Genomic DNA, 23,469 nt, shown 5'->3' on the forward strand with positions numbered 1-23,469 from the left:
CGGTGGGCGCGACTACCGTGAAAGGGTGCAGCAGGACGAACTCTTCACGGTGAACCCCGATCTGGGCCAGCCGCCACCCGAGCCGAGCGAGGCGCCCCGGCAGGTGGCCGTGCCGGCCGGCTCGCCGCTCGCGGTGCGGATGCGGCCGCGTTCGCTCGACGAGGTGGTCGGCCAGCAGCACCTGCTGGGCGAGGGAGCCCCGCTGCGCCGGCTCGTCGAGGGCGCGGCCCCGGCCTCGGTGCTGCTCTACGGTCCGCCGGGCACCGGTAAGACCACCCTGGCCAATCTGGTCTCGACCGCGACCGGGCGCCGGTTCGTCGCCCTGTCCGCGCTTTCGGCCGGGGTCAAGGAGGTCCGCGGGGTGATCGAGGAGGCCCGGCGGCGCCGCAACTACAACGCCGAGAACACCGTGCTGTTCATCGACGAGGTGCACCGGTTCTCCAAGACCCAGCAGGACGCGCTGCTCGGCGCGGTCGAGGACCGGACGGTGCTGCTGGTCGCGGCGACCACGGAAAACCCGTCCTTCTCGGTGGTGTCCCCGCTGCTGTCCCGTTCACTGGTGTTGCAGTTGCGGCCGCTCACCGACGACGACGTGCGGAACCTGATCCGGCGCGCGCTGAGCGACGAACGCGGCCTGAACGACGAGCTGAAGCTGACCGAGGACGCCGAGGCACACCTGGTGCGGCTCGCCTCGGGTGACGCCCGCCGGGCGCTCACCGCCCTGGAGGCGGCCGCCGACGCGGCGGGCGCGACCGAGCACCGCACCATCGACCTCGCCACGGTCGAGTCCACTGTGGACAAGGCGGCGGTCCGGTACGACCGTGACGGCGACCAGCACTACGACGTGATCAGCGCGTTCATCAAGTCGATCCGCGGGTCCGATGTGGACGCCGCGCTGCACTACCTGGCGCGGATGATCGAAGCGGGGGAGGACCCGCGGTTCCTCGCCCGCCGCCTGGTGGTGCACGCGAGCGAGGACATCGGCATGGCCGATCCCACGGCGCTGCAGTCCGCGGTCGCCGCGGCGCACGCGGTCCAGTTCATCGGCATGCCCGAAGGCCGCCTCGCGCTGGCCCAGGCGACCGTGCACCTGGCCACCGCGCCGAAGTCCAACGCGGTGATCACCGGGATCGACGCGGCGCTGGCGGACGTGCGCGCCGGGAAGATCGGCACCGTGCCACCGCATCTGCGCGACGGGCACTACGCGGGCGCGGCGAAGCTCGGCAACGCGCAGGGCTACCGGTACCCGCACAACGTCCCCGAAGGCGTGCTGGCCCAGCAGTACCCGCCGGACGAACTGGTGGGGCAGGACTACTACCACCCCACGCAGCGGGGCGCCGAGCGCACGCTCGCCGAACGGGTCCCGAAGCTGCGGCGCACCATCCGCGGTGAGTAAAGCGGTCTTGGCGACCCCTTGGGCAGATTCGGGGAAGCTGGACGGCTGACGTTCGCCCGCACGTCGGTTTCGTGGCATGCGGGTCGGCGAATATGCCGCCCATGGAGATCCCCCGAGTAGGCGTGCCCGGCGCGCTGGCCGATCGCCTGTCGATGGCCGAACAGCACGAATTCCTCAGCAGACGCTCGATGCTCAAGGGTGCGGCCGCCGGTGGCGCCCTGCTCGCGGCGGGCCCGCTGCTGCTGCCCGGCGCGGCCTACGCCACCGGCGACCGGGTCGCGCCGGCCGGCCGCCACCTCGCGTTCGGCCGCAATCCGCGCACCACCATGCGGATCGCGTGGCAGGTGCCCGCCCCGGTGCGCAACCCGTTCGTCCGGGTCGCCGAGGCGGGCGAGCGGCCCGGCCGGTGGAGCCACCGCATCCCGGCCGAACTCCGCACGCTGCACTCCGAGGTGGCCGGGGTGATCGCCCCGCGGGACCAGTACTACGTGCACGCCGAGGTCGGCGGCCTGCGGCCGGGGCACGGCTACCGGTACATCGCCGGGCACGACGGCTACGACCCGGTCGGCGAGCCGGGGCACCCGTTCCGCACCGCGCCCGCCCGCGGCTTCCCCGCCGAGGCGTTCACCTTCACCGCGTTCGGCGATCAGGGCGTGACCACGCACGCGCTCGCCGTCGACGGCGCGGTGGCCCGCCAGAAGCCCGCGTTCCACCTGCTCGCCGGGGACATCGCCTACGCCGATCCGAACGGCGCCGGGCTGCCGATCGGCGGCACGCCCGACTCCGCCCACGACACCTTCGATCCCGGAGTGTGGGACGCCTACTTCGGGCAGATCGAACCGCTGGCCGCGTCCGTGCCGTGGATGGTGACCACCGGTAACCACGACATGGAGGCGCTGTACTCGCCGGACGGCTACGGCGGGCAGCTCGCGCGCTGGGACTTCCCGGGCTCCGGTCCGGCCGGGTGCCCGAGCGCCTACTCGTTCATCTACGGCAACGTGGGCGTGGTGTCGCTGGACGCGAACGACGTCTCGAACGAGATCCCGGCCAACCGGGGCTACACGGGCGGCGGCCAGACCGCGTGGCTGAAGCGGCGGCTGCGGTACCTGCGCCTGCAGCCGGACGTCGACTTCGTCGTCGTGTTCTTCCACCACTGCGCCTACTCGACCACCCGGGCGCACGCCTCCGACGGCGGCGTGCGCGACGAATGGGTCCCGCTGTTCGACCGGTACCACGTCGACCTGGTGATCAACGGGCACAACCACGTCTACGAACGCAGTGACGCGCTGCGCGCGGGCCGGGTGACCCGCGCGGTGCGCATCGGCGACACCGTGCACCCCGATCGGGACGGCACGGTCTACGCGACCTGCGGCGGGGGCGGCAAGAGCCTGTACGACTTCCCGGCCCCGGACACCTACGCGGGCCACGAAGGTCCCCATGTCGACGTGCCGTCCTACTACTGGGCCCCGGGCAAGGGGAAGGTGACCGAGACCGTCGCGTGGTCCCGGGTCCGCTACACCGGTTACGCCTTCCTGGCCATCGACGCGCGGCCCGCGTTCCCTGGTCGCGACACCACGCTGACCGTGCGCACCCTGTCCGGCGACGGCGCCGAAATCGACCGGTTCGCCCTCCGGCGCACCGCGGGTTTCCACCGGGGCTTCGACCCTTCGTCGCTCTCCGTGACCGGACTGGGCGCGGATCCCGGCGACGCGTGACGTGCTTGCAGCGAGGGACCTTTACTACGATTCAGCCGTAGTAAAGGTCCCTCGCTCCGGTTGAGCCGTAGCGAAGGTCCCTTGCTCACGAGCGAAGGGGGACGCATGGCGGCGGGGTGGCGGGAGACGGCCGAGGAGCTGGCCGCGAAGTTGCGGGCCGACGCGGCCGAGCGGGACCGAGCCGGGGCGGCGCCGACCGAGGAAGTCGAGCTGTTGCGCCGATCCGGCCTGCTCGAGGCGCTGGCCGAGGAGGGCTGGGCGGCGGCGAACACCGTCACCCGGATCGTCGCCGCCGCGGACGCCTCGGTCGGCCACCTGCTCGGCTACCACTACCTCCAGCTCTGGCGCTGCGGTCTGTTCGGCAAGCCCGAACTCGCCGAACATTCCCGGTTCTGGGCGGGGGTGAGCAATCCGCTGGACGCCGCGCTCGAACTGACCCCGACCGAGACCGGGTTCCTGGTCGACGGGCGCAAGACGTTCGCGACCGGCGCCGCGGTGGCCGACCGGTTGGTGGTCAGCGGCACCCGCGCCGACACCGGGGAGAAACTCACCTTCGTGACGGACGCCCGCGCGCCGGGCATCAGCTATCCCGGTGACTGGGACAACATCGGCCAGCGGCTGACCGCGAGCGGCGGGGTGGTCTTCGACCGGGTCGCGGTCGCCGCGGCCGACGTCCTCGGCGACCAGCCCGAGGGCGATGTCGAACCCCGTGCGCTCCGCCTTTCGCTGGCCGCCCTGGGATTCCAGCTGATGCTGAGCCAGGTGTACGTCGGCCTCGCCGAAGGGGCGCTGGCCGAGGGCGCCGCCTACACCCGGGACCGCACCCGGCCCTGGATACTGTCCGAAGTGGACACCGCCACCGCGGATCCGTACATCCTCGCGGGCTACGGCGAACTGGTCGCGCACGCCGAGGCCGCGCGGCTGCTCACCGACCGGGCCGCCGAGGCGCTCGGCGAGGCGGACGCGGCCGGGCTCGAGCTGACCGCCGAACACCGCGCGGCCGCGGCGGTCGCGGTGTCCGCGGCGAAGGTCGTGGCGACCCGGGTGGTCAACGAGACCACGGCCCGGGTCTTCGAGTTCGTCGGCGCGCGGGCCACGGCGTCGAAGTACGGCTTCGACCGGTTCTGGCGCAACGCCCGGACGCTGACCCTGCACGATCCGGTGGCGTACAAGGCACGTGAGGTCGGCGCGCGGTTCCTCACCGGCGCCCGGCCGCCGATCACCGGGTACAGCTAGTCATGCTTCCCGTGCTCGCCGACAGCGTCCGGCTGACCGATGACGGCGTGGACATCCTGGACCGCCGGAAGTTCCCGTTCGAACGCGTCTGGGTGCGCTGCCGCACCGCCGAGGAGGTGGCGGTCGCCATCGAGGACATGGTGACCCAGTCCTCGGGCCCGTACTTCGCCGCGCTCTTGGCGCTGGTGCTGGCCGCCCGCGAAGCCGCCGGGCTGGATCCGGCCGCGGCCCGGGAGTACCTGGAGCGCACTGGGCAACGCCTGGTCGAGACCCGGCGCACGAACAACCACCTGCGCAAGGCCGTCCACACGGTACTGTCCACAGTAGACAACGCGGGCGGGGTGACCGGGGACGCGCTGGTGGCCGCCGCGCTCGCCGGGGCCCGGGCCGGGGACGAACGGTACCGCGCGCGCAGCCGCGCGCTGGGGGAGCACACCGCGAAACTGTTGCCGGACAACGGTTCCGTGCTCACCCACTGCTGGGCGGATCTGTATCTGGTGGAACTGGTCGCCGCCGCGCGGCGGGCCGGGAAGCGGCTCGGGTTCGTCTGCACCGAGACCCGCCCGTACCTCCAGGGCGCCCGGCTCACCGCGGAAACCCTCGCCGAAATGGACGTGGACGCCACGGTCGTCACCGACGGCGCGGGCGCCGCGGTGCTCGCCTCCGGCGAGGTGGCCGCCCTGGTGACCGCGGCCGACCGGGTGACCATGGACGGGCACGTGGTGAACAAGATCGGCACGCTCGGCCTCGCCGTCGCGGCGCACGCGTTCGGCGTGCCGTTCCACGCCATGGTCCAGGCGCCCGACCGCCGCGCGGCCACCGCGGCGGACGTGCCGATCGAGTACCGCTCCGGCGAAGAGGTGCTGAGCGCGCTCGGGCGGAGAACCGCGAGCCATCGGGTTCGCGGGCTGTACCCGGCCTTCGACGTGACCCCACCCCGGTTCGTCACGTCGGTGGTCACCGATCGCGGTGCCTTCGCCCCGGGCGAACTCGCCGCCTACTACCAGGAAGGGGACACCGACCGGTGACCGCCGAACTCTCCGCCACCTGGGTCGTCCTCGACATCGAGGGCACCCTCACCGCGACGAGCCAGGTGCACGTGGTGCTCTACGACTACGCGCGTCCCCGCCTTGGCCCGTGGATCGACGAACACCCGGACGATCCGGTGGTGCTCGACGCGGTCGCCGAGATCCGGAAACTGGCCGAACTGCCCGAATCCGCGGGAACGGACGAGATCGTGCGCGTGCTGCACGGGTGGATGGCGGCGGATCAGAAGATCGCGCCGCTGAAGACCCTGCAGGGGCTGATCTGGCAGCGCGGTTACGCCGTCGGCGACCTGGTCACGGAGTTCTTCGGTGACGTGGCGCCCGCGTTGCGGTCCTGGCACGCGGCCGGGCTGAACCTGGCCGTCTTCTCCTCGGGGTCGGTCGCCGGGCAGATCGCCTCGTTCTCCCGCACCACCGACGGCGACCTCACCGGGCTGTTCACGCACCACTTCGACACGGTGAACGCCGGGCCCAAACGCGAGGAACGGTCCTACCGCGCGATCGCCGCGGCACTCGGCGCCCCGTCGGGCGAGGTGGTGTTCTTCTCGGACGTGCCCGCCGAACTGGACGCCGCCGCGGCGGCCGGGTGGCAGACCGTCGGCGTCGCCCGGGACGGCGAGCCCTACGGCGACGCCGACTTCGGCGCGCATCCGAAGATCGGCTCGTTCGACGGGATCGGAGTGCGGCCGGTATGACCGCGCTCGAGCACGCGGGCCGGGCGCTCGCCGCGGAATCCGCCCGCTACACGGAAATGGGCTGGATGCGCGGCACGTCCGGGAATCTTTCGGTCGTCCTCGGCCGGGATCCGCTCCGGCTCGCGGTCACGGTCAGCGGGCTGGACAAGGGCGAACTCACCGAGCACGACGTGGTGGTCGTGGACGAGCACGGCCTGGCCGTGGCCGATCAGCCGCATCCGGAGAAGCGGCCCTCGGCGGAGGCCGGGCTGCACGGCCGGATCGCCGCGGTCTCCGGTGCGGGCGCGGTGGTGCACGTGCACGTGCTCGCCCCGGTCGTCGCGGCCGAGCAGTGGCCCGGCGGCGTCCCGCTCCGCGATCTGGAGATGCTCAAGGGCTTCGGCCGCGCCGCGCACGACGACGAGGTCACCATCCCGGTGATCCCCAACGGCCAGGACATGCGCGTACTCGGCGACGCGTTCGAAGCCGGTTTCCGCGCCGACACGCCCGCCCTGATCGTGGCCCGGCACGGCGTCTACGTGTGGGGTGCGGATCTTCGCCAGGCCCGGCACCGGCTGGAATGCCTGGAATGGTTGCTGCGGTTCACCGTGGCCACGAAACTCGAACCAGCGGGAAGGGGAATGCTGTGACACTGCTGACCGTATGGGCCGACGACGCCCCGGACGAGGTGCTCACCCGGACCGAGGACGCCGAGGAGATCGCCGCGGAACTGGGCAAGCTCGGGGTGCGGTTCGAACGCTGGGACGTGGTGGACGACCTGCCCGCCGAGCCCACGTCCGAGGACGTGCTGGCGGCCTACCGCGAACAGGTCGACCGCGTGGTGCGGACCGAGGGATACGTCCTGGTCGACGCGAAGCACATGACCCCGTCCGACGATCCCGCATGGGCCGAAGAGGCCGCGCGGGCGCGGCGCAAGTTCCTCGCCGAGCACACCCACGCCGACGACGAGGACCGGTTCTTCGCCCGCGGCGCCGGGGTGTTCTACCTGCACATCGGCGGCCGGGTGTACGCGGTGCTGTGCGAGGCCGGGGATCTGCTGAGCGTTCCGGCGAACACCACGCACTGGTTCGACATGGGCACCCGGCCGGACTACGTCTCGATCCGGTTCTTCCACGACGACGAAGGCTGGGTCGGCGATTTCACCGGCTCCGCGATCGCCGATTCCTTCCCCAGCTTCGACACCCTGGTCGCGACCCGGTAGTCCTCCCCGGGCGGGAGCGACTTCCACCCTGAGCGGGAAGCTCGCCCGGGCCGCGCCCGCGATCCTGGCCATATGAAGAAGACAGCGAAAACAGCGATCTGCCTGGCGATCGCGCTGCTGGCCACGGCGGGGGCGGCAACCGCCGAAGCCGGTGCCGCACGCGGTGGCTCGGTGCTGGGCAACGCCGAGATCGACACGCACAACCCGGAGTCGGTCTTCGAGTTCTCGGTTCACGCACAGGGAGACGGCCGCTCTGGCCGGGGAGTGGTCTGGATGTCGCACCACAACGACGAGCGGATCGGCTGGATGGTCGCCCGGGTCGACTGCGTCCGAGTCGAGGGCCCGGTCGGTGTCGTGACCGCGGTGGTGAGCGACGCCGAAGACTTCGCGGTCGCCTCCCCCGGGGAGCCGATCGCGCTGACGGTGCGCGACAACGGCACGAAGGACGCCATCAGCTTCACCTCCCCGGAACAGGTGAAGCGGTGCCACGGGGCGCGCGAGCCGGGACGCGAGATCACCCGGGGCGATTTCCGAGTCCGCAGCCGAACCGCGTGATCACCGCGGGACGAACTAGGCCTGGGCCGGTTGGTAGTCGCTGAGGGGTGTCCGGGCGCTCTTGCGGAGCTGGCGCAGCTGATCGTCGAAGGATAAGAGCCGATCATCGTCGGCGACTTCGGCACCGGCAACGCCATTCTCGCCGAAGTGGAGAATAGCGACCCGCTGATCATCGAAGAAGTAGAAGTCGTGGCTCGGCATGACGAGTTCGCGGGCACGGGATTCCGTGATCCACCGGATGTCCTCGCCGGCGTCGTCGTTCATACCGTGCGCGGCCTCCGGCGGGTGAGGTGATCATTCTGCTGTGCGGCGGGCTGTATCAGGTCGCCAACCGGTCGACCCCGGACGCGATCTACGGCTGCAGCGCCTGCGAGGCCGAGGCCGAAGAACGCGTGCGCCACAACCAGATCACGTGTCCGCCGAGGTTTCCGCTCGACAGCCCGACGGAACTATGGCCTACCAACCCGAGCGTGCCGCGCCGTTCGTCGATCCGATCGGTGAGCTGATCACCGAACTCGTCCGGCTGCGCAAGAACCGCAGCCTGACGCAGCGCGAGGTCGTCGCCTCCCTGGGATGTGACGCGGCCTTCGTCTGCCGGATGGCAGACTCCAACGCGAAGAAGTCTCGGCCCAGCGCCTGCAGGCTTACGCCCACGCGGTCGGATGTCGGATCGGCATGGTCATCTCACCGCTCAGCCGACAACCGTATAACGGCCTATACGGCACCGCCTTGGTCAGCCGGAAATGCCGGGGCGGCCGTCCTCCACCCGGCCGGTGAGCAGGCGGAGGAAGGCGGGATCCGAATCCACGGTCACCCGGGCGTCGTACCAGCCCCGCCACGCGGGCCAGGCCGTGCTCGCCGAGCGGCCCGGGGGAACCCGCAGCACCTTCGTCGCGCGTCCGTACCGCGCCGACGTGAGGCGGACGGTCAGCGCCTGGTCACCGGGGTTCACCACGGTCAGCTCGAGCCCGCCGCGGCGCGGCAGGAACCGCGTCCGGACCTCGGCCCGGGCGGCCGCGCCGGACCGGCTGCCGCGCAGTTCCCACCACGACCGGTTCGGTCCCTGGACGACCACGCGGTAGCCGTCGGCGGCGGGGGAGAGCGTCTCGGCGAGTTCGCCGGTGACGTCCCGGTGCGCCGGGGCGGGCAGTTCTCCCGCGTACGGGTAGATCGCGAAATGCGCGGACGCGCGGCCGGAGTTGCGCAGCGACAGCACCAGCTTGCCCGCCGCGTCCAGCCCGCCGGACACCGCGGCCTGGTAGGGCAGCGCGCGAGCGGGCCGTGCGCCCGGTTCGGCCTCGGGCATGACCTGCTCCGCGGGCGCCTTCGGATGCCAGCGGTCGATCGGCGCGGGCACCGGGCCCGGTCGCCGCAGCCGCGGCGGGTGCCCGGTGCGGGCGAAGTCGAACGCGCCGAGCAGGTCCCCGGTCACCGTCCGCCGCCACGGGCTGATGTTCGGCTCGGCGATCCCGGTCCAGCGTTCCAGCAGCTTCAGCACCGAGGTGTGGTCGTACACCGTGGAGTCCACGAACCCGCCGACCGTCCACGGCGACACCACGGTCATCGGCACCCGCGGGCCCAGGCCGAGCGGCTGGCCGCCGAAGTAGTCCTCGGCCGAGGACACCGGCGGGACCGGCGGCGGGACGTGGTCGAAGTAGCCGTCGTTCTCGTCGAAGTTCACCAGCAGCACCGTGCGCGACCAGGTGGCCGGATCCGCGGCGATCGCGTCCAGCACGTCGTAGATCAGGTTCGCGCTGCCGACCGGGGTGGACGCGCCCGGATGCTCGGAGTCGGCGGCCGACGGGACCAGCCAGGTGACCCGCGGCAGCCGCCGCGCCGCGATGTCCGCGCGCAACCGGGACACCAGGGTCTTCGGCTCGCTGCGGTACAGCGCCCGGTCGAACAGGCTCCGCTCGGCGGCGCTCAGCTTGGCGCGCCCGGCTGCCAGCTGGCCGAGCAGCCGCTCGCGCTCGTCCGCGGACTTGTCGAACAGCGCGTAGTAGAACTCCTCGGTGGTCCGGTACTTCCCGTCGACCGAGTCGAGCACCTTCCGCCCGACCTTCTTGAACGGCACGAAGTACTCCACCGCGTTGTCGGTGAAGTTGTCCCATTCCTGGTAGATCCGCCACGAGACGCCCGCCGCCTCGAGCCGCTCGGGATAGGTCGTCCACTCGTAGCCGGGGTGGTCGTAGGAGTAGGCGGCGTTGGTCACCGCGCGCTGTCGGGTCCCCGGCTCGAACCCGACCGTGCCGGTCCACAGGAAGTTCCGGTTCGGATTCGTCGAGCCGAAGATCGAGCAGTGGTAGGCGTCGCAGAGGGTGAAGGTGTCCGCGAGCTCGTACTGCAACGCGATGTCGGCGCGGTCGTAGAACGTCATCGTGGCCGGACCCTTCGCCCCGATCCAGCCGTTGTTCCAGCCGCCCGCCCACGCCTTGCCGGTGCCGTTCCAGCTGTGGTCGAGGTCGCCCAGGTACTGGATGTCCGAAGGGTCGCGGCCCTCCCGCTCGGCCTCCCGGCGCAGCGAGAACGGCAGCACCGCGCCCCCGGCCGGATTCGGCTGCGCGAACACCGGCCCGCCGCCGGGCAGCTCCAGCGGATGCGCGTCGCCGAATCCGCGTACCCCGCGCAGCGACCCGAAGTAGTGATCGAAGGACCGGTTCTCCTGCATGAGGACCACGATGTGCTCGACGGCGTCGAGGCCGCCGCGGCGCATCGGTTCGGCCATGGCCGTGTGCAGGGACGGCGGCAGCAGGGAACCCGCCAGGGCGGCGCCGGACACGCCCAGCATGCGACGGCGAGACAGAGAGGGCATGCCGGTCACCTTTGCCGGAGAACGTGAACCGCACAAGAACGTGGCGGGAAGACCTGGGACGGGCGGGGTCGTCCGGCTGCGCTCCGTGATCGCGCGATGGGCCGACGCGCCCGGTCGCGGTCGCGCGCGGTAGCCTGACCGCCATTCACGCCGCCTAATCTCCGAGGAGGGCCCGTGTCGGCAGGGCAGATCGCCGCGTTGATCGCCGCAGGTGCGTTCGTGCTGCTGGTGGTGCTGCTGGCGATCCCGTTGATCAAGCTCGGTCGCACCCTCGACGAGGCGACGATCGCGATCCGCAAGGCGCACGAGAACACCGACCCGCTGCTGATCGGGGCCAACGACACCATCACGCACGTGAACACCCAGCTCGAGCGGGTGGACGGCATCACCGCCAACGCGCAGGCGGTGACCGGGAACGTGTCCGCCCTGTCCTCGGTGTTCACCGCGACGCTCGGCGGCCCGCTGGTCAAGACCGCGGCGCTGTCCTACGGGATCAGCAAGGCCATCCGCGCCCGGCGCAAGGCCAAGGGCGACGACAACGGCCGCCACTCGCGCCGCCCCGGCCGGAAGGGGAAGAAGTAGCCATGAAGCGCCTGTTCTGGCTCGGTGTCGGCGTCGCGGCCGGGGTCGCCCTCTCCCGCAAGGCGAGCGAAACCGCTCGTCAGGCGTCGCCCGCGGGGTTAGCCTCGAACTTGGGCGACGCCGTTCGCGAGCTGGCCGGCGCCGTCGGGTCCTTCGGCGCCGAGGTGCGCGCCGGGATGAACGAGCGGGAACAGGAACTGCAGGACATGGTGGAGCAGCGGTCCGGGGTGTCACCCGCCCCGCGCGCGGCCGACGGCCGGCACGCCGCCCAGCAGCGGCGTCCTCGGCGAGCGCGCCGGGCGGAGGGCTGAGCACAGCCACGCCCTCCGCCGCCGCAGCCGTCCCGAACCCGGCGCGGCAGGCGTTCGCCTGCCGCCGCATCGCAAGGAAAACCAGTGGAAACGCACGAGATCAGCAATCGCTTCCTGAAGCATTTCGAACAGCGCGGGCACACCCGGGTGCCCAGCGCGTCGCTCATCCTGGACGACCCCAACCTGCTGTTCGTCAACGCGGGCATGGTCCAGTTCAAGCCGTACTTCCTCGGTGAGGTCCCGCCGCCGTACCCGCGCGCGACCAGCATCCAGAAGTGCGTGCGCACCGGCGACATCGACGAGGTCGGCAAGACCACCCGGCACAACACCTTCTTCCAGATGGCCGGGAACTTCTCGTTCGGCGACTACTTCAAGGAAGGCGCGATCGAGCACGCCTGGGACCTGCTCACCAAGTCCCAGGCCGACGGCGGCTTCGGCTTCGACCCGGCCCGGCTGTGGGCGACCGTCTACGAGGACGACGCCGAGACCGCCGGGCTGTGGCGCAAGGTCACCGGCATCCCGGCCGAGCGGATCCAGTACCGCGGCGCCGAGGACAACTACTGGGACATGGGCGTGCCCGGTCCCGGCGGGCCGTGCTCGGAGATCTACTTCGACCGCGGGCCGGAGTACGGCCGCGAGGGCGGCCCGGCCGTCGACGAGGACCGCTACCTGGAGATCTGGAACCTGGTCTTCATGCAGGAACTCCGCGGTGACGTCAGCCCGAAGAAGGGCGGGCCGGTCCTGGGTGAGCTGCCGAAGAAGAACATCGACACCGGCATGGGCGTCGAGCGGGTCGCCTACCTGCTGCAGGGCGTGGAGAACGTCTACGAAACCGATCTGGTCCGCCCGGTGATCGCGAAGGCGGAGGAGTTCTCCGGGCACAAGTACGGCCGCGACCACACCGACGACGTGCGGTTCCGCGTCATCGCCGACCACGCCCGCTCCGGCGTGATGCTCATCGGCGACGGCGTCACCCCGGGCAACGAAGCCCGCGGCTACGTGCTGCGGCGCCTGCTGCGCCGGATCGTGCGGTCGATGCGGCTGCTCGGCGTGCACGAACCGGTCCTGCCGGAGTTCGCCACGGTCGTGCGGGACGCCATGGCGCCGTCCTACCCGGACATCGCCCGCGACTTCGACCGGATCAGCGATGTCATGCGCGCCGAGGAGGAGGCCTTCCTGGCCACCCTCACCAGCGGCTCGCGGATCTTCGACCTGGCCGCCGAGGAGACGAAGTCCTCGGGTGGCGACATCCTGGCCGGGGACAAGGCTTTCCAGCTGCACGACACCTACGGCTTCCCGATCGACCTGACCCTGGAGATGGCCGCCGAACAGGGCCTGCAGGTCGACGAGGACGGCTTCCGCACGCTCATGGAGGAGCAGCGGCAGCGGGCCAAGGCCGACGCCGCCTCGCGCAAGAGCGGCCACGGCGACCTGTCGGTGTACCGGCAGGTGCTCGAGCAGCACGGCGAAACCCAGTTCCTCGGCTACACCGACCTGCAGGCGACCGCGAAGGTCATCGGCCTGCTCGCCGACGGGCGGCCGGTGCGCAGCGTGGCCGAGGGCGGCAAGGCCGAGCTGGTGCTCGACCGCACCCCGTTCTACGCCGAGAGCGGTGGCCAGGTCGCCGACACCGGTGTGCTGGTCGGCGACGGCGTGGAGCTCAAGGTCCACGACGTGCAGAAGATCGTGCCGGGCCTGTTCGTGCACCGCGTCGAGGTGCTCAGCGGGGAGGTCGGCGTGGGCACCGAGCTGACCGGTTCGGTGGACGCGCACCGGCGGGCCGCGATCGCGCGCTCGCATTCGGCCACGCACCTGGTGCACGCGGCCGTGCGCGGCGCCTACGGCCGCCGGGCCGCGCAGGCCGGTTCGCTGAACTCGCCGGGCCGCATGCGGTTCGACTTCACCACCGCGGGTGCGGTCTCCCCGGACGTGCTCACCGAGGTCGAGGAAGAGGTCAACGACTACCTGCAGACCGATGTCGAGGTGCAGACCTACGTCACCACCAAGGACAAGGCGCTCGAGCTCGGCGCGATCGCGCTGTTCGGCGAGAAGTACGGCAACGACGTGCGCGTGGTGGACATGGGCGAGTACTCGCGCGAGCTGTGCGGCGGCACGCACGTCGACCGGATCGGTCAGCTCGGCCTGGTGAAACTGGTCGGGGACGCCTCGATCGGTTCAGGTGTGCACCGCGTGGAGGCGCTGGTCGGCCAGGACGCGCTGCGGTACGTCCGCAAGGAACAGCTGCTGGTCTCGCAGCTGGCGAGCACGCTGAAGGTGCCCACCGACCAGCTGCCGTCGCGCATCGACGACGTCCTCGGCCGCCTGCGCAACGCGGAGAAGGAAATCGAGCGGCTGAAGACCCAGCAGGTGCTCGGCTCGGCGGGCTCGCTCGCGGAACGGGCGCAGGACGTCGGCGGGGTCGCACTGGTCGCCGAGAAGCTCGCCGACGGCGTCGACTCGGGCGGCGTGCGCGCCCTGGCCACCGAGGTGCGCAACCGGCTCGGCTCCCGGCCCGGTGTGGTCGCGCTGTTCGCGCCGCAGGGCGAGAAGCTGAGCTTCGTCGTGGCCACCACCGCGGCCGCCCGGGACAAGGGCTTCGCCGCCGGGAAACTGGTTCCGTCCTTCGCCGAGTCGATCGGCGGGCGCGGCGGCGGCAAGCCGGACATGGCGCAGGGCGGCGGGACCAACCCCGGCGGAATAGACCAGGCGATCGCCGCGCTGCGGACCGCGATCGCCGCGAGGTGAAGCCGAGAAAACCCGACCGCCCCGGGATTTCCGATCCCGGGCGCGGCCGGCGGATCGCGGTCGATGTCGGGTCTGTCCGGGTGGGTGTCGCGCTCAGCGATCCGGCCCCCATGCTCGCCACCCCCCTGGTTACCCTGTCGCGTGATGAGCACGACGACAGCGATCTCGGTCAGCTTGCCCAACTCGTTTCCGAGCACGAGGTGGTGGAGGTGATCGTGGGACTGCCGAGGACCTTGGCCGACCGGCACGGACCGGCCGCCCAGACCGCCGCCGGGTACGCGGACCGGCTCGCCGAGCGGATCGCACCGGTGCCGGTGCGGCTGGCCGACGAGCGCCTGACCACGGTCAGCGCCGCGCGCATGCTGTCGCAGCGCGGAGTCAAGGGCCGCAAGCAACGCGCCGTGGTGGACCAGGCCGCAGCCGTGGAAATCCTGCAGGGCTGGCTCGACGGCCGCGCGGCCTACCTTGCCCGGGCGGGTGAATCCTGACGTGAACGAACCGTTCGACGCGTTCGGAACCGGGCGACACAGGCCGACACCGCCACCCGGTCAGCCCGGACCGGGCCGTCCGCCGCGCCCGCCGCAGCCGCGCCGCCAGGTGCCCCCGCCGCCGGTCGACCGCGGACCCGCGCCCCGGCGGAATCCGGACGATCACGGTCTCGAGGTCTTCGAGCGGCGGCCCCAGGGTGGCCGCCGGGCGAACCGTCAGCCACCGCCGGACGAGCGCCCGACCGAGATCATCCACCTCGAGCCCGAGGAGGAGTACGCCGAAGACGAGTACTACGAAGAAGACGAGTACTACGAGGACGAGTACGACGACGAGTACGCCGAAGACGAGTTCTTCGACGACGACGAGGAAGATCGCGCCGAACCCCAGTACTTCGAGGACGAGCGCCCCGAACACGAGCGGCCGTACAAACCGCGCAAGCGGCGTCGCGCGCTGGGCTGGCTGGCCGCGATCGCGGTGATCGCGCTGCTGGCCGGAGGCGCGTGGTTCGGCATCGACGCGGTGTTCGGGTACGAGGACTTCGAGGGCGCCGGTGAGGGGGACGTGCTGGTCCAGGTCAGCGACGGCGACTCCACCAACGCGATCGGCACCAAGCTCACCGACGCCGGGGTGGTGGCCAGTCCCAAGGCGTTCGTCAACGCGGCCGAGGACAACACCAAGGTCCGCAGCATCCAGCCCGGCTACTACCAGCTGAAGAAGAAGATGTCCGGCGCCAACGCGGTGAGCAAACTCGTCGAACCGACGTCCCGGGTCGGGGTCATGCAGCTGCGCGCCGGCACCCAGCTCGACGACATCAAGCAGCCTGACGGCAAGACGACCGACGGCGTGCTCACCCAGCTGATGAAGGCCTCGTGCGCGACCATCGACGGCGTCAGCACCTGCGTCCCGGTGGAGGAACTGCGCAAGACCTTCGAGGAGGCCGATCTCGCCGCGCTGGGCGTGCCGGAGTGGGCGGCCACCGAGGCGGGCAAGGTCGAGAAGAACCGGCGGATCGAAGGGTTGATCGCGCCGGGCGTGTACGACGTCAAACCGGGCTGGAACGCCCGGGAACTGCTCGGCGCGGTGCTCAAGACCTCCGCCACGCGGATGCAGTCCGCGGGGCTGCCCGCCGCGGCGGAGGGGACCGGGAAGACCCCGTACCAGGTGCTGGTGATCGCCTCGCTGATCGAGCGGGAAGGCGTGCAGCAGGACTTCGCGAAGGTCTCCCGGGTGATCTACAACCGGATCGCCAAGAACATGCGGCTGGAGCTGGACTCCACGGTGAACTACGTGCTGGACCGGCCGGTGGTCCGGACCAAACCGGAGGACCGGGCGCGCGCCGGGGCGTACAACACGTACCAGAACACCGGCCTGCCGCCGACGCCGATTTCGGCGCCGAGCAAGGAGGCCATCGCCGCGGCCGAGAAACCGGCCGACGGCGCGTGGCTGTTCTTCGTCAAATGCGAGAAGAACGGGTTGTCCTGCTTCGCCGACACCAACGAGCAGCACGAGCAGAACAAACGCGAGGCGCAGGCCCGTGGCGCCTACTGATTCCCCGGCGCGGAAGGCGGCGGTGCTCGGCAAACCGGTCGAGCACTCGCTTTCGCCGGTGCTGCACGGCGCCGCCTTCCGCGCACTCGGGCTGGACTGGACCTACGAGCGGATCGAGACCGACGCAGACGGGCTGCCCGGGCTCGTCGACGGGCTCGGACCGGAGTGGATCGGGCTCTCGGTGACCATGCCCGGCAAGCGCGCCGCGCTCGAGTTCGCGACCGGGGTCACCCCCCGCGCGAAGGCCGTGGGCGCGGCGAACACGTTGGTGCGCAAGGAAAACGGCTGGCTCGCCGACTGCACCGACGTCGACGGGGTGACCGGCGCGCTGCGCGCCGCGGGCGGCTACCGGCCGTTGACGGGGGAGACCGGGGTCGTGCTCGGCGCCGGGGGCACCGCGGCGGCGGCCGTGGTCGCGTTCGCCGAACTGGGCCTGGGGCGCGTCCGGCTGGTCGTGCGGAATCCGGCGCGTGCCGGGGAAACGGTGACCGCGGCGCGGCTCGCCGGGCTCGCCGTCGAGGTGCTGCCCTGGTCCGAAACGGACTTCGCCGAACTGGCCGGTTCCGCGTCGGTGCTGGTGAGCACGGTGCCCTCGGAGGCACTGCACCCGCATCTGGACGCGCTCACCGGCGCCCGGTGCCTGCTGGACGTCATCTACCACCCGTGGCCGACACCGCTGGCCGAAGCGGTCGCCGCGCGGGGCGGGCGGCTGGCCACCGGGCTGGACATGTTGCTGCACCAGGCTTTCGGCCAGGTGGAGCAGTTCACCGGCCGACCGGCGCCGCGGGCGGCCATGCGGGACGCGCTGCGCGCGGCGACCGGAAACATCTTGTCGCTGCCGCTGGGCTGAGTTACGTTGGCCGACTGCCTTCTGGAAGGAGTGCCAGTCGTGGCCAAACCGGACCGCGAGCATTACACCGAAGAAGACCTCCGCAAAGCTTGGGTGGACGGCCCGCCCGTGCTGAACTCCACCGTCACGCTGGTCGACTACGACCCGCGGTGGCCCCAGTTGTTCGACCGCGAAGCCGAGCGGATCCGCCGGATCCTGGGGGACACCGTGGTGCGGCTCGAACACGTCGGCTCCACCTCGGTGCCGGGCCTGTGCGCCAAGCCGATCGTCGACATCCTGCTGGTCGTCCCGGATTCGGGCGACGAGTCCGCGTACGTGCCCGCGCTGGAGGCCGCGGGCTACCGCCTGGTGATCCGCGAGCCGGAGTGGGACGAGCACCGGGCGTTCAAGGGGCCGGACACCAACGTCAACCTGCACGTGTACTCCGCCGGATGTCCGGAGATCGACGACTACCTGGTCTTCCGGGACTGGCTGCGGACGCACGAGGAGGACCGGAAGCTGTACGCGGACACCAAGCGCGACCTGGCGAGCCGGACCTGGAAGTACATCCAGCACTACGCCGACGCCAAGAACGACGTGGTCGACGAGATCATGGCAAGAGCCGGTCGTCCGCGCACCCGCCCGGCCTGAAATTGTCGTACCCTCGAACTAGTGTTCGAATCAGTTGATCCGCACCAGTTCCACGGGGGTACCGATGACCGTCATACCGTTTCGCCGCACCGGCGACGCCGTCCACAGCCTGCCGGTCCCGTCCGGCCGGTGGCACTGCGGGATCTGGGTGTCCGATCGTCCGCTGGAGGACGCGGAGGCCTACCGCGCGTGCGTCGCCGCGTTCGGCCGGTCCGGTCTGTGGCCGGTGCTGATCCCGGCCGACGGCCGGTTCGCGCGGCCCGGGGACGACTGGATCGACGATCGGGGGCGGCTCGCACCGGCGGGCGGCGAGGTGGCGGCGATCGATCCCGCCGCCACCCTCGCCGCCTGGTGGCCGGGGCAGTGCTGCGAGGGCAACTGCCTGTGGCCGTTCGGCGCCGAGTTTCCCGGGCTCGCGCTCCGGTCGGCCTGGCGGCGGGACGAGCTGACCGAGGCGGCGGACATGGGCGCGCTGTTCGTCGGGCTCGGCGGTTACCGGCTGGGGCTGGTCGCCGCCGCCCGCCCGGCCGATGTGCCCGCCCTGCTCGGCTGGGCCGGGACGCTGCGCTTCACCGCCGAGGTCGCGGCGGTCTCCGCGGTGCTGCGCAGCTGGGAGGACCGGTTCGGAGCGTTGCTGGTCGTGCTCGGCTACGACGAACTGCGGCTCGCCGTGGCCGCACCCCCGGCCACGCTGCGGCATGCGCTCGCGGCCGCCGCCGAGCACCGGGCGTTCTGCCCGCGGAGCTTCGCCGCCCAACCGGCGGATCTGCGCGGCTTCGCCGGTGAACTGATCGGCAACCCGGTCTGGAGCTTCCGATGGGATTGATCGCTTTCGATTGGGTGCTGTGTCTTTTGGGGGCTCGGCCCCCAAACCCCACGCCGGGGGCATGCCCCCGGACCCCCTTAGGTGGCCGGGTAGGGCACTGCCTTTGGGGGCCTGCTGTCGGGGTGTCGTGCCGGTTAGAACCGGCCGTATCACTCACGACCCCGCGACTCGGTCGGAAGCCGTCAACGGCCCCGGGTGACCGCGTCGTTCATTCGCTGCTCACCCTATCGGGGGCGATGATTGCGTAGGGTGGCGCCCGAAACTGGGAGGGTTGATCATGAACCGAACTCGGGCTTCGCTGACCGCCCTGGTCGCCGCCGTGCTCCTCGTCCTCGCGGGCGCACCGGCTTCCGCCGCGCCGGGTGGTGGGAACGTCCGGTTCGCGACGTTCAACGCGTCGCTGAACCGGGCCGAACCGGGGCAACTGCTCGCCGATCTGTCGACACCGGGCAACGAGCAGGCGCGCAAGGTGGCCGAGGTGCTGCAACGCGTCCGGCCGGACGTCGTGCTCCTCAACGAGTTCGACTACGTGCCCGGCAACGCGGCGGCCGACGCGTTCCGCGCCAACTACCTCGAGCACGGCCAGCAGGGCGCGCGTCCCATCACCTACCCGTACGCCTACACCGCGCCGGTCAACACCGGCGTGCCGACCGGTTTCGACCTCGACCGGGACGGCCGGGTCGGCGGCGGGAACGACGCCCAGGGCTTCGGCGCGTTCGAGGGCCAGTACGGCCTGCTCGTGCTGTCGAAGTACCCGATCGACACCGCGCACGCCCGGACGTTCCAGCGGTTCCGCTGGAAGGACATGCCCGGCGCGCTCCTGCCCGACGATCCGGCCACGCCCGCGCCGGGGGACTGGTACTCACCGCAGATCCTCGACGTACTCCGGCTGTCCTCGAAGTCGCACTGGGACCTGCCGATCCGGATCGGCCGCTCGGCCGTGCACTTCCTGGTCTCGCATCCCACGCCGCCGAGCTTCGACGGGCCGGAGGACCGCAACGGCACCCGGAACCACGACGAGATCCGGTTCTGGGCCGACTACGTGACCCCGGGCAAGGGTGACTACCTCTACGACGACCACGGTGTCCGGGGCGGGCTCGACGCGCGGCAGCGGTTCGTCGTGGCGGGGGACAACAACTCCGATCCGGTCGACGGCGACAGCGTCCCCGGTGCGATCGACCAGCTCCTGCACGCGCCCCGGGTGATCGATCCGCATCCGGGCAGCCTCGGCGCGATCGCGGCGAGCCGGGAGCAGGGCGGCGCCAATCGCACCCACCGCGGCAACCCGTTCTTCGACACCGGGGACTTCGGCGACAAGTCCCCCGGCAACCTCCGCGTCGACTACGTCCTCCCGTCCCGCGGCCTGATCCCGTCGCACTCCGCGGTCTTCTGGCCCCTGCCCGGTTCCGCCCTGGCCCGCCTCAACGACACCTCCGACCACCACCTGGTCCACGCGGACGTGCTGGTCCCGTAGCGTGGCCGGTATGAAGATCGCGATTCTCGATGACTACCAGAACGTCGCGCTCGGCCTCGCGGACTGGGATTCGCTCGGCGCGGAGATCGAGGTGTTCACCGAGTACCTCGGCGACCAGGACGAACTGGTCCGGCGGCTCGCCGGGTTCGAGGTGGTGGTCGCGATGCGGGAGCGCACCCGCTTCCCCGCCGAACTGCTCGCCCGCCTCACCGACCTGAAACTGCTGGTGAGCACCGGGCGGCGCAACGCCGCGATCGACGTGGCCGCCGCCGAGAAGCTCGGCATCCTGGTCACCGCGACCGGCTACCTCCCGGAGCCCACCGCCGAACACACCTGGGCGCTGATCCTCGCCGCCGCGCGCAACCTGCCGGCCGAGGAACGGTCCGTTCGCGACGGTGGCTGGCAGACCGGCGTCGGCGTCGGGCTGAGCGGCAGGACTCTGGGCCTGCTCGGCCTCGGCACGCTCGGCGCCCGCGTCGCGCGCATCGGCCAGGCGTTCGGCATGCACACCATTGCCTGGAGCCAGCACCTCACCGCCGAACGCGCCGCGGAACACGGCGTCACCGCGGTGTCCAAAGAGGACCTTTTCGAACAGGCCGACGTGCTGTCGATCCATCTCGTGCTCAGCGATCGCACCCGGGCACTGGTCGGCGCCAAGGAACTCGGCGCGATGAAACCGACCGCCATCCTGGTCAACACCTCACGCGGTCCGATCATCGACGAGCCCGCGCTGCTGGAAGCCTTGCGGGGCAACGAAATCGGCTGCGCCGCGCTGGACGTGTACGACACCGAACCGCTGCCGGGCGACCATCCGTTGCGCACCTGCCCGAACACCGTGCTCACTCCGCACATCGGGTATGTCACCCGCGAGGTCTACGAGATCTTCTACCGCGACGCCGTCGAGGACATCGCCGCCTACCGGGCCGGGTCCCCGATTCGCGTCATGACCAGCGGTTAGCGGCTCACGAGAACGGCGCCGCGTCCGCCGCGCAGGTGGTTCCCGCGGCCGGGACCGCGAGCGTGGCGAAGTACTGCGCCATCGCCGCGGACGCGCACGCACTGGGCACGTTCAACGAGGTGTGCCCGAACCCGTCCACGGTCAGCACGGTCGCGTTGCCGAGCTGGCGCGCGGTCGCCTCGGCGTTGTGCAGCGGGGTGGCCGGATCGAACCGGCTGTTGACGATCAGCACCGGGTTCGGCCGCGTCCGGTTCCACGGTCCGAGGTACCGGTCCTCGTCGTGCGCGGGCCAGCCGATGCACTGGGCCATGTTGTACAGCGCGGCCAGCCCGAAATACGGCACGCGGCGAGCTTCGGCGGGCGCGAGCCGGTCGAAATCGGCCGGTTCCCGTGGATTGTCGCTGTCCACGCACTGCACCGCGAGGAACCCGGTCGAATGCGTGGGCAGGTACGGATCCAGCAGCGGCGGCCGGGCGGCCGCCGCGCCCTGGGGACGCGCGGCGCCGTAGAGCGCGTTGAGCGTCTCGCCGAGCCGGGTCCACCGGCCCGCCTGGTGCAGCGCGCTGTCCACGGTCTTCAGCAACGCGGGCAACGTCGTGCCCCCGGCAGACCCCTGGCTCAGGCGAGCCACCAGATCCGCGAACTTCTGCCGCGGATCACCCGCGGCGAACGCGCACCGGGGACCGGCCCGCACGCACGCGTCGAAGAACGCGTCGAGCTCGGCCGCCTGTGCCCCGGCCGTGTTCGCCCGGACGTCCACCGGCAGGCCCTGCTGACCGGGGCCGCCGGTCGAGTTGGCGACCAGATCGAGGGTGCCGTCGAGGGTCATCGCGCGGACCTTGTCCGGGAAGAGGTTCGCGTAGGTCGCGCCGAGATAGGTGCCGTAGGAGTAGCCGAGGTAGTTCAACACCGGTTCGCCGACCGCCTGCCGCAGCAGGTCCAGGTCCCGGGCGACGTTCGCCGTGGACAGGTGGTTCAGCAGGGCCCCGGAACCGGCGGCGCACGCCTTGCCCGGCGCCGCGCTCGCCGCGTAGAACGCGTCCCGCTGGTCCGGTCGCAGCGGTGAACCGCCCGGACCGGCCCCGGCACCGAGCCCCGGGCAGCTGATCGGCGAACTCCCGCCGACTCCCCGCGGGTCGAAACTGATCAGGTCGAACCGGGCGCGCAGTTCGGCCGGGTACCGCTCGCCGAAATGCCGCAGCTGGCTCACCCCGTCGGTGCCCGGTCCGCCGAAGTTGACGAACACCGCCCCCGCGCGCCGCGCCGGATCGGTCGCGGGCAGGCGGATCACCGCGAGGCGCAGCGCCGGGCCGCGCGGATCGCGGTAGCTCACCGGCACGGTCGCGGTGGCGCACTGGAACTTCTGCTGGCACGGCGCCCAGTGCAGCTCCGGCACCGCCGCGCCGTTCGTGCCGAGCGGGGGAGCGGCGGGCTCCGCCGGTCGCCCGGGCGCGGCGACCGGATCGTCCGGGGTGCTGCACGCCGCCAGCAGACCGGCCGCCAGCACCAGGGCGAGCGTCCGCCGGATCACCGGGCGAAGTCGGCGAGCACGGCGTCGGTGAACGGTGGCCACACCTCGGCGGCCCACGGCCCGAACGCGCGATCGGTGAGCGCGACGCACGCCATCCGCGCGCCCGGATCCACCCAGAGAAACGTGCCGGACTGTCCGAAGTGGCCGAACGTCCCCGGTGAGCTGTTCGCTCCCGTCCAATGTGGACTCTTGTGGTCGCGGATCTCGAACCCGAGCCCCCAGTCGTTCGGTTTCTGGTGACCGAATCCGGGCAGCACCCCGCTCAGCCCGGGGAACACCACGCTCGTGGCCGCCGCCACGGTCCGCGCGTCCAGCAGTTTCGGCGCCTGCAGTTCGGCGGCGAACGCGCTCAGATCGGCCACACAGGACACCGCGCCCGAGGCGGGGGAGCCGTTCAGCCGGGTGCCGGACATGCCCAGTGGTTCGAACAGCGCTTCGGCCTGGTAGTCGGCGAACGCGATGCCGGAATGCTCGGCGAGCGCGTCGGCGAGCTGTTCGAATCCGGAATTGGAGTACAACCGGCGCGTTCCGGGTGCCGCGACCACCTTGTGCTCGTCGAAGGCCAGCCCCGAGGTGTGCGCGAGCAGGTGGCGGATGGACGCCCCCTCCGGCCCGGCCGGGGTGTCCAGTTCGACCACGCCCTCCTCGATCGCGATGAGGGCGGCGTAGGCGGTGAGCGGTTTGGTGACCGACGCGAGGGGGAACGCGCGCCGGGGATCACCGTGTTCGGCGAGCACGGTCCCGTCGGCACTCACCACCGCGAGGGCCACGTTGTCGACCGGCCACCGTTCCACCAACCGCAAGCTCTCCATGCGGCCAGCTTACAAACGCACCCGGGGTGGCCTTCGGCACGCGCCGAAGGCCACCCC

The 23,469-nt window shown here is 71.5% G+C and carries 23 protein-coding genes; 19 read left to right on the plus strand and 4 right to left on the minus strand.

What is annotated here, in order from left to right; all coding sequences use genetic code 11:
* Positions 1-25: 25 nt before the first annotated feature.
* From FXO23_RS39645 to FXO23_RS39680, 8 genes are all read left to right on the plus strand, one after another.
* The gene (locus FXO23_RS39645; protein ID WP_158892100.1) at positions 26-1,396 is read left to right on the plus strand and encodes a replication-associated recombination protein A; all 1,371 of its coding nucleotides are present in this window, start codon (positions 26-28) and stop codon (positions 1,394-1,396) included.
* Between the two features lie 101 nt (positions 1,397-1,497).
* Positions 1,498-3,111 (plus strand): purple acid phosphatase family protein, encoded by a 1,614-nt coding sequence (locus tag FXO23_RS39650; protein WP_158892102.1) that lies wholly within the window; start codon positions 1,498-1,500, stop codon positions 3,109-3,111.
* Positions 3,112-3,216: 105 nt separating this feature from the next.
* Positions 3,217-4,347 (plus strand): acyl-CoA dehydrogenase family protein, encoded by a 1,131-nt coding sequence (locus FXO23_RS39655; protein ID WP_158892104.1) that lies wholly within the window; start codon positions 3,217-3,219, stop codon positions 4,345-4,347.
* A gap of 2 nt (positions 4,348-4,349) precedes the next feature.
* Complete coding sequence (locus FXO23_RS39660) at positions 4,350-5,375, plus strand: s-methyl-5-thioribose-1-phosphate isomerase (protein WP_158892106.1); 1,026 nt, start codon at positions 4,350-4,352, stop codon at positions 5,373-5,375.
* A complete protein-coding gene (gene mtnC, locus FXO23_RS39665) occupies positions 5,372-6,088 on the plus strand; it encodes an acireductone synthase (RefSeq protein WP_158892108.1) in 717 nt (238 codons plus the stop codon). Before FXO23_RS39660 ends, mtnC begins: the two co-directional genes overlap by 4 nt.
* Positions 6,085-6,717: a methylthioribulose 1-phosphate dehydratase gene (gene mtnB, locus FXO23_RS39670; protein ID WP_158892110.1), complete on the plus strand. Its 633-nt coding sequence runs from the start codon at positions 6,085-6,087 to the stop codon at positions 6,715-6,717. The genes mtnC and mtnB overlap by 4 nt, the downstream gene beginning before the upstream one ends.
* Positions 6,714-7,289 (plus strand): 1,2-dihydroxy-3-keto-5-methylthiopentene dioxygenase, encoded by a 576-nt coding sequence (locus FXO23_RS39675; RefSeq protein WP_158892112.1) that lies wholly within the window; start codon positions 6,714-6,716, stop codon positions 7,287-7,289. The genes mtnB and FXO23_RS39675 overlap by 4 nt, the downstream gene beginning before the upstream one ends.
* Positions 7,290-7,361: 72 nt before the next feature.
* Positions 7,362-7,844 carry a hypothetical protein gene (locus FXO23_RS39680; RefSeq protein ID WP_158892114.1) on the plus strand — a complete coding sequence of 161 codons (483 nt, stop codon included), beginning with the start codon at positions 7,362-7,364 and terminating at the stop codon, positions 7,842-7,844.
* 15 nt (positions 7,845-7,859) lie between these two features.
* On the opposite strand, the gene FXO23_RS39685 is transcribed toward FXO23_RS39680, so the two are convergent.
* Positions 7,860-8,108: a DUF6879 family protein gene (locus FXO23_RS39685; protein WP_158892116.1), complete on the minus strand. Its 249-nt coding sequence runs from the start codon at positions 8,106-8,108 to the stop codon at positions 7,860-7,862.
* A 26-nt stretch (positions 8,109-8,134) separates the two neighbouring features.
* Here FXO23_RS39685 and FXO23_RS39690 point away from each other — a divergent pair, with 26 nt between their 5' ends.
* Entirely contained in the window at positions 8,135-8,350 is a 216-nt protein-coding gene (locus FXO23_RS39690; protein ID WP_158892118.1) for a hypothetical protein, read from the plus strand.
* A 227-nt stretch (positions 8,351-8,577) separates the two neighbouring features.
* Here FXO23_RS39690 and FXO23_RS39695 read toward each other — a convergent pair whose 3' ends face one another.
* A complete protein-coding gene (locus FXO23_RS39695; protein WP_158892120.1) occupies positions 8,578-10,656 on the minus strand; it encodes a phosphocholine-specific phospholipase C in 2,079 nt (692 codons plus the stop codon).
* Between the two features lie 174 nt (positions 10,657-10,830).
* Between FXO23_RS39695 and FXO23_RS39700 the strand changes: the two genes are divergently transcribed.
* The 10 genes from FXO23_RS39700 to FXO23_RS39745 all read left to right on the plus strand — a co-directional run bounded on the left by FXO23_RS39700 (position 10,831) and on the right by FXO23_RS39745 (position 21,069).
* Positions 10,831-11,238 carry a DUF948 domain-containing protein gene (locus tag FXO23_RS39700; protein WP_158892122.1) on the plus strand — a complete coding sequence of 136 codons (408 nt, stop codon included), beginning with the start codon at positions 10,831-10,833 and terminating at the stop codon, positions 11,236-11,238.
* 2 nt (positions 11,239-11,240) lie between these two features.
* Complete coding sequence (locus FXO23_RS39705) at positions 11,241-11,549, plus strand: hypothetical protein (RefSeq protein WP_158892124.1); 309 nt, start codon at positions 11,241-11,243, stop codon at positions 11,547-11,549.
* An 84-nt stretch (positions 11,550-11,633) separates the two neighbouring features.
* A complete protein-coding gene (gene alaS / locus FXO23_RS39710) occupies positions 11,634-14,294 on the plus strand; it encodes an alanine--tRNA ligase (protein WP_158892126.1) in 2,661 nt (886 codons plus the stop codon).
* A complete protein-coding gene (gene ruvX / locus FXO23_RS39715; protein WP_158892128.1) occupies positions 14,291-14,782 on the plus strand; it encodes a Holliday junction resolvase RuvX in 492 nt (163 codons plus the stop codon). The genes alaS and ruvX overlap by 4 nt, the downstream gene beginning before the upstream one ends.
* 1 nt (position 14,783) lies before the next feature.
* On the plus strand, positions 14,784-16,331 hold the full coding sequence (gene mltG, locus FXO23_RS39720; protein ID WP_246258298.1) for an endolytic transglycosylase MltG: 1,548 nt from the start codon (positions 14,784-14,786) through the stop codon (positions 16,329-16,331).
* On the plus strand, positions 16,318-17,181 hold the full coding sequence (locus tag FXO23_RS39725; RefSeq protein ID WP_158892130.1) for a shikimate dehydrogenase: 864 nt from the start codon (positions 16,318-16,320) through the stop codon (positions 17,179-17,181). Before mltG ends, FXO23_RS39725 begins: the two co-directional genes overlap by 14 nt.
* A gap of 39 nt (positions 17,182-17,220) precedes the next feature.
* Entirely contained in the window at positions 17,221-17,811 is a 591-nt protein-coding gene (locus tag FXO23_RS39730) for a GrpB family protein (protein WP_158892132.1), read from the plus strand.
* A 64-nt stretch (positions 17,812-17,875) separates the two neighbouring features.
* Positions 17,876-18,637, plus strand: a complete 762-nt coding sequence (locus FXO23_RS39735; RefSeq protein WP_158892134.1) for a DUF4253 domain-containing protein — start codon at positions 17,876-17,878, stop codon at positions 18,635-18,637.
* A gap of 277 nt (positions 18,638-18,914) precedes the next feature.
* Complete coding sequence (locus tag FXO23_RS39740; protein WP_158892136.1) at positions 18,915-20,111, plus strand: endonuclease/exonuclease/phosphatase family protein; 1,197 nt, start codon at positions 18,915-18,917, stop codon at positions 20,109-20,111.
* Positions 20,112-20,121: 10 nt separating this feature from the next.
* Complete coding sequence (locus FXO23_RS39745) at positions 20,122-21,069, plus strand: D-2-hydroxyacid dehydrogenase family protein (protein WP_158892138.1); 948 nt, start codon at positions 20,122-20,124, stop codon at positions 21,067-21,069.
* Positions 21,070-21,073: 4 nt separating this feature from the next.
* On the opposite strand, the gene FXO23_RS39750 is transcribed toward FXO23_RS39745, so the two are convergent.
* Together FXO23_RS39750 and FXO23_RS39755 are read right to left on the minus strand one after the other, a co-directional pair.
* Complete coding sequence (locus FXO23_RS39750; RefSeq protein ID WP_246258299.1) at positions 21,074-22,600, minus strand: alpha/beta hydrolase; 1,527 nt, start codon at positions 22,598-22,600, stop codon at positions 21,074-21,076.
* On the minus strand, positions 22,597-23,412 hold the full coding sequence (locus FXO23_RS39755; RefSeq protein WP_158892140.1) for a serine hydrolase domain-containing protein: 816 nt from the start codon (positions 23,410-23,412) through the stop codon (positions 22,597-22,599). Before FXO23_RS39755 ends, FXO23_RS39750 begins: the two co-directional genes overlap by 4 nt.
* Between the last annotated feature and the right edge of the window lie 57 nt (positions 23,413-23,469).

The sequence above is a fragment of the Amycolatopsis anabasis genome (assembly GCF_009765355.1).
Taxonomy (GTDB): Bacteria; Actinomycetota; Actinomycetes; order Mycobacteriales; family Pseudonocardiaceae; genus Amycolatopsis; species Amycolatopsis anabasis.

Excerpts from the sequence above, each read along its gene's own strand:
- FXO23_RS39650 (WP_158892102.1), top strand. The coding sequence starts at position 1,498 with ATGGAGATCCCCCGAGTAGGCGTGCCCGGCGCGCTGGCCGATCGCCTG.
- FXO23_RS39655 (WP_158892104.1), top strand. The coding sequence starts at position 3,217 with ATGGCGGCGGGGTGGCGGGAGACGGCCGAGGAGCTGGCCGCGAAGTTG.
- FXO23_RS39660 (WP_158892106.1), top strand. The coding sequence starts at position 4,350 with ATGCTTCCCGTGCTCGCCGACAGCGTCCGGCTGACCGATGACGGCGTG.
- mtnB (WP_158892110.1), top strand. The coding sequence starts at position 6,085 with ATGACCGCGCTCGAGCACGCGGGCCGGGCGCTCGCCGCGGAATCCGCC.
- FXO23_RS39680 (WP_158892114.1), top strand. The coding sequence starts at position 7,362 with ATGAAGAAGACAGCGAAAACAGCGATCTGCCTGGCGATCGCGCTGCTG.
- FXO23_RS39685 (WP_158892116.1), bottom strand. The coding sequence starts at position 8,108 with ATGAACGACGACGCCGGCGAGGACATCCGGTGGATCACGGAATCCCGT.
- FXO23_RS39695 (WP_158892120.1), bottom strand. The coding sequence starts at position 10,656 with ATGCCCTCTCTGTCTCGCCGTCGCATGCTGGGCGTGTCCGGCGCCGCC.
- FXO23_RS39705 (WP_158892124.1), top strand. The coding sequence starts at position 11,241 with ATGAAGCGCCTGTTCTGGCTCGGTGTCGGCGTCGCGGCCGGGGTCGCC.
- FXO23_RS39735 (WP_158892134.1), top strand. The coding sequence starts at position 17,876 with ATGACCGTCATACCGTTTCGCCGCACCGGCGACGCCGTCCACAGCCTG.
- FXO23_RS39740 (WP_158892136.1), top strand. The coding sequence starts at position 18,915 with ATGAACCGAACTCGGGCTTCGCTGACCGCCCTGGTCGCCGCCGTGCTC.
- FXO23_RS39745 (WP_158892138.1), top strand. The coding sequence starts at position 20,122 with ATGAAGATCGCGATTCTCGATGACTACCAGAACGTCGCGCTCGGCCTC.
- FXO23_RS39755 (WP_158892140.1), bottom strand. The coding sequence starts at position 23,412 with ATGGAGAGCTTGCGGTTGGTGGAACGGTGGCCGGTCGACAACGTGGCC.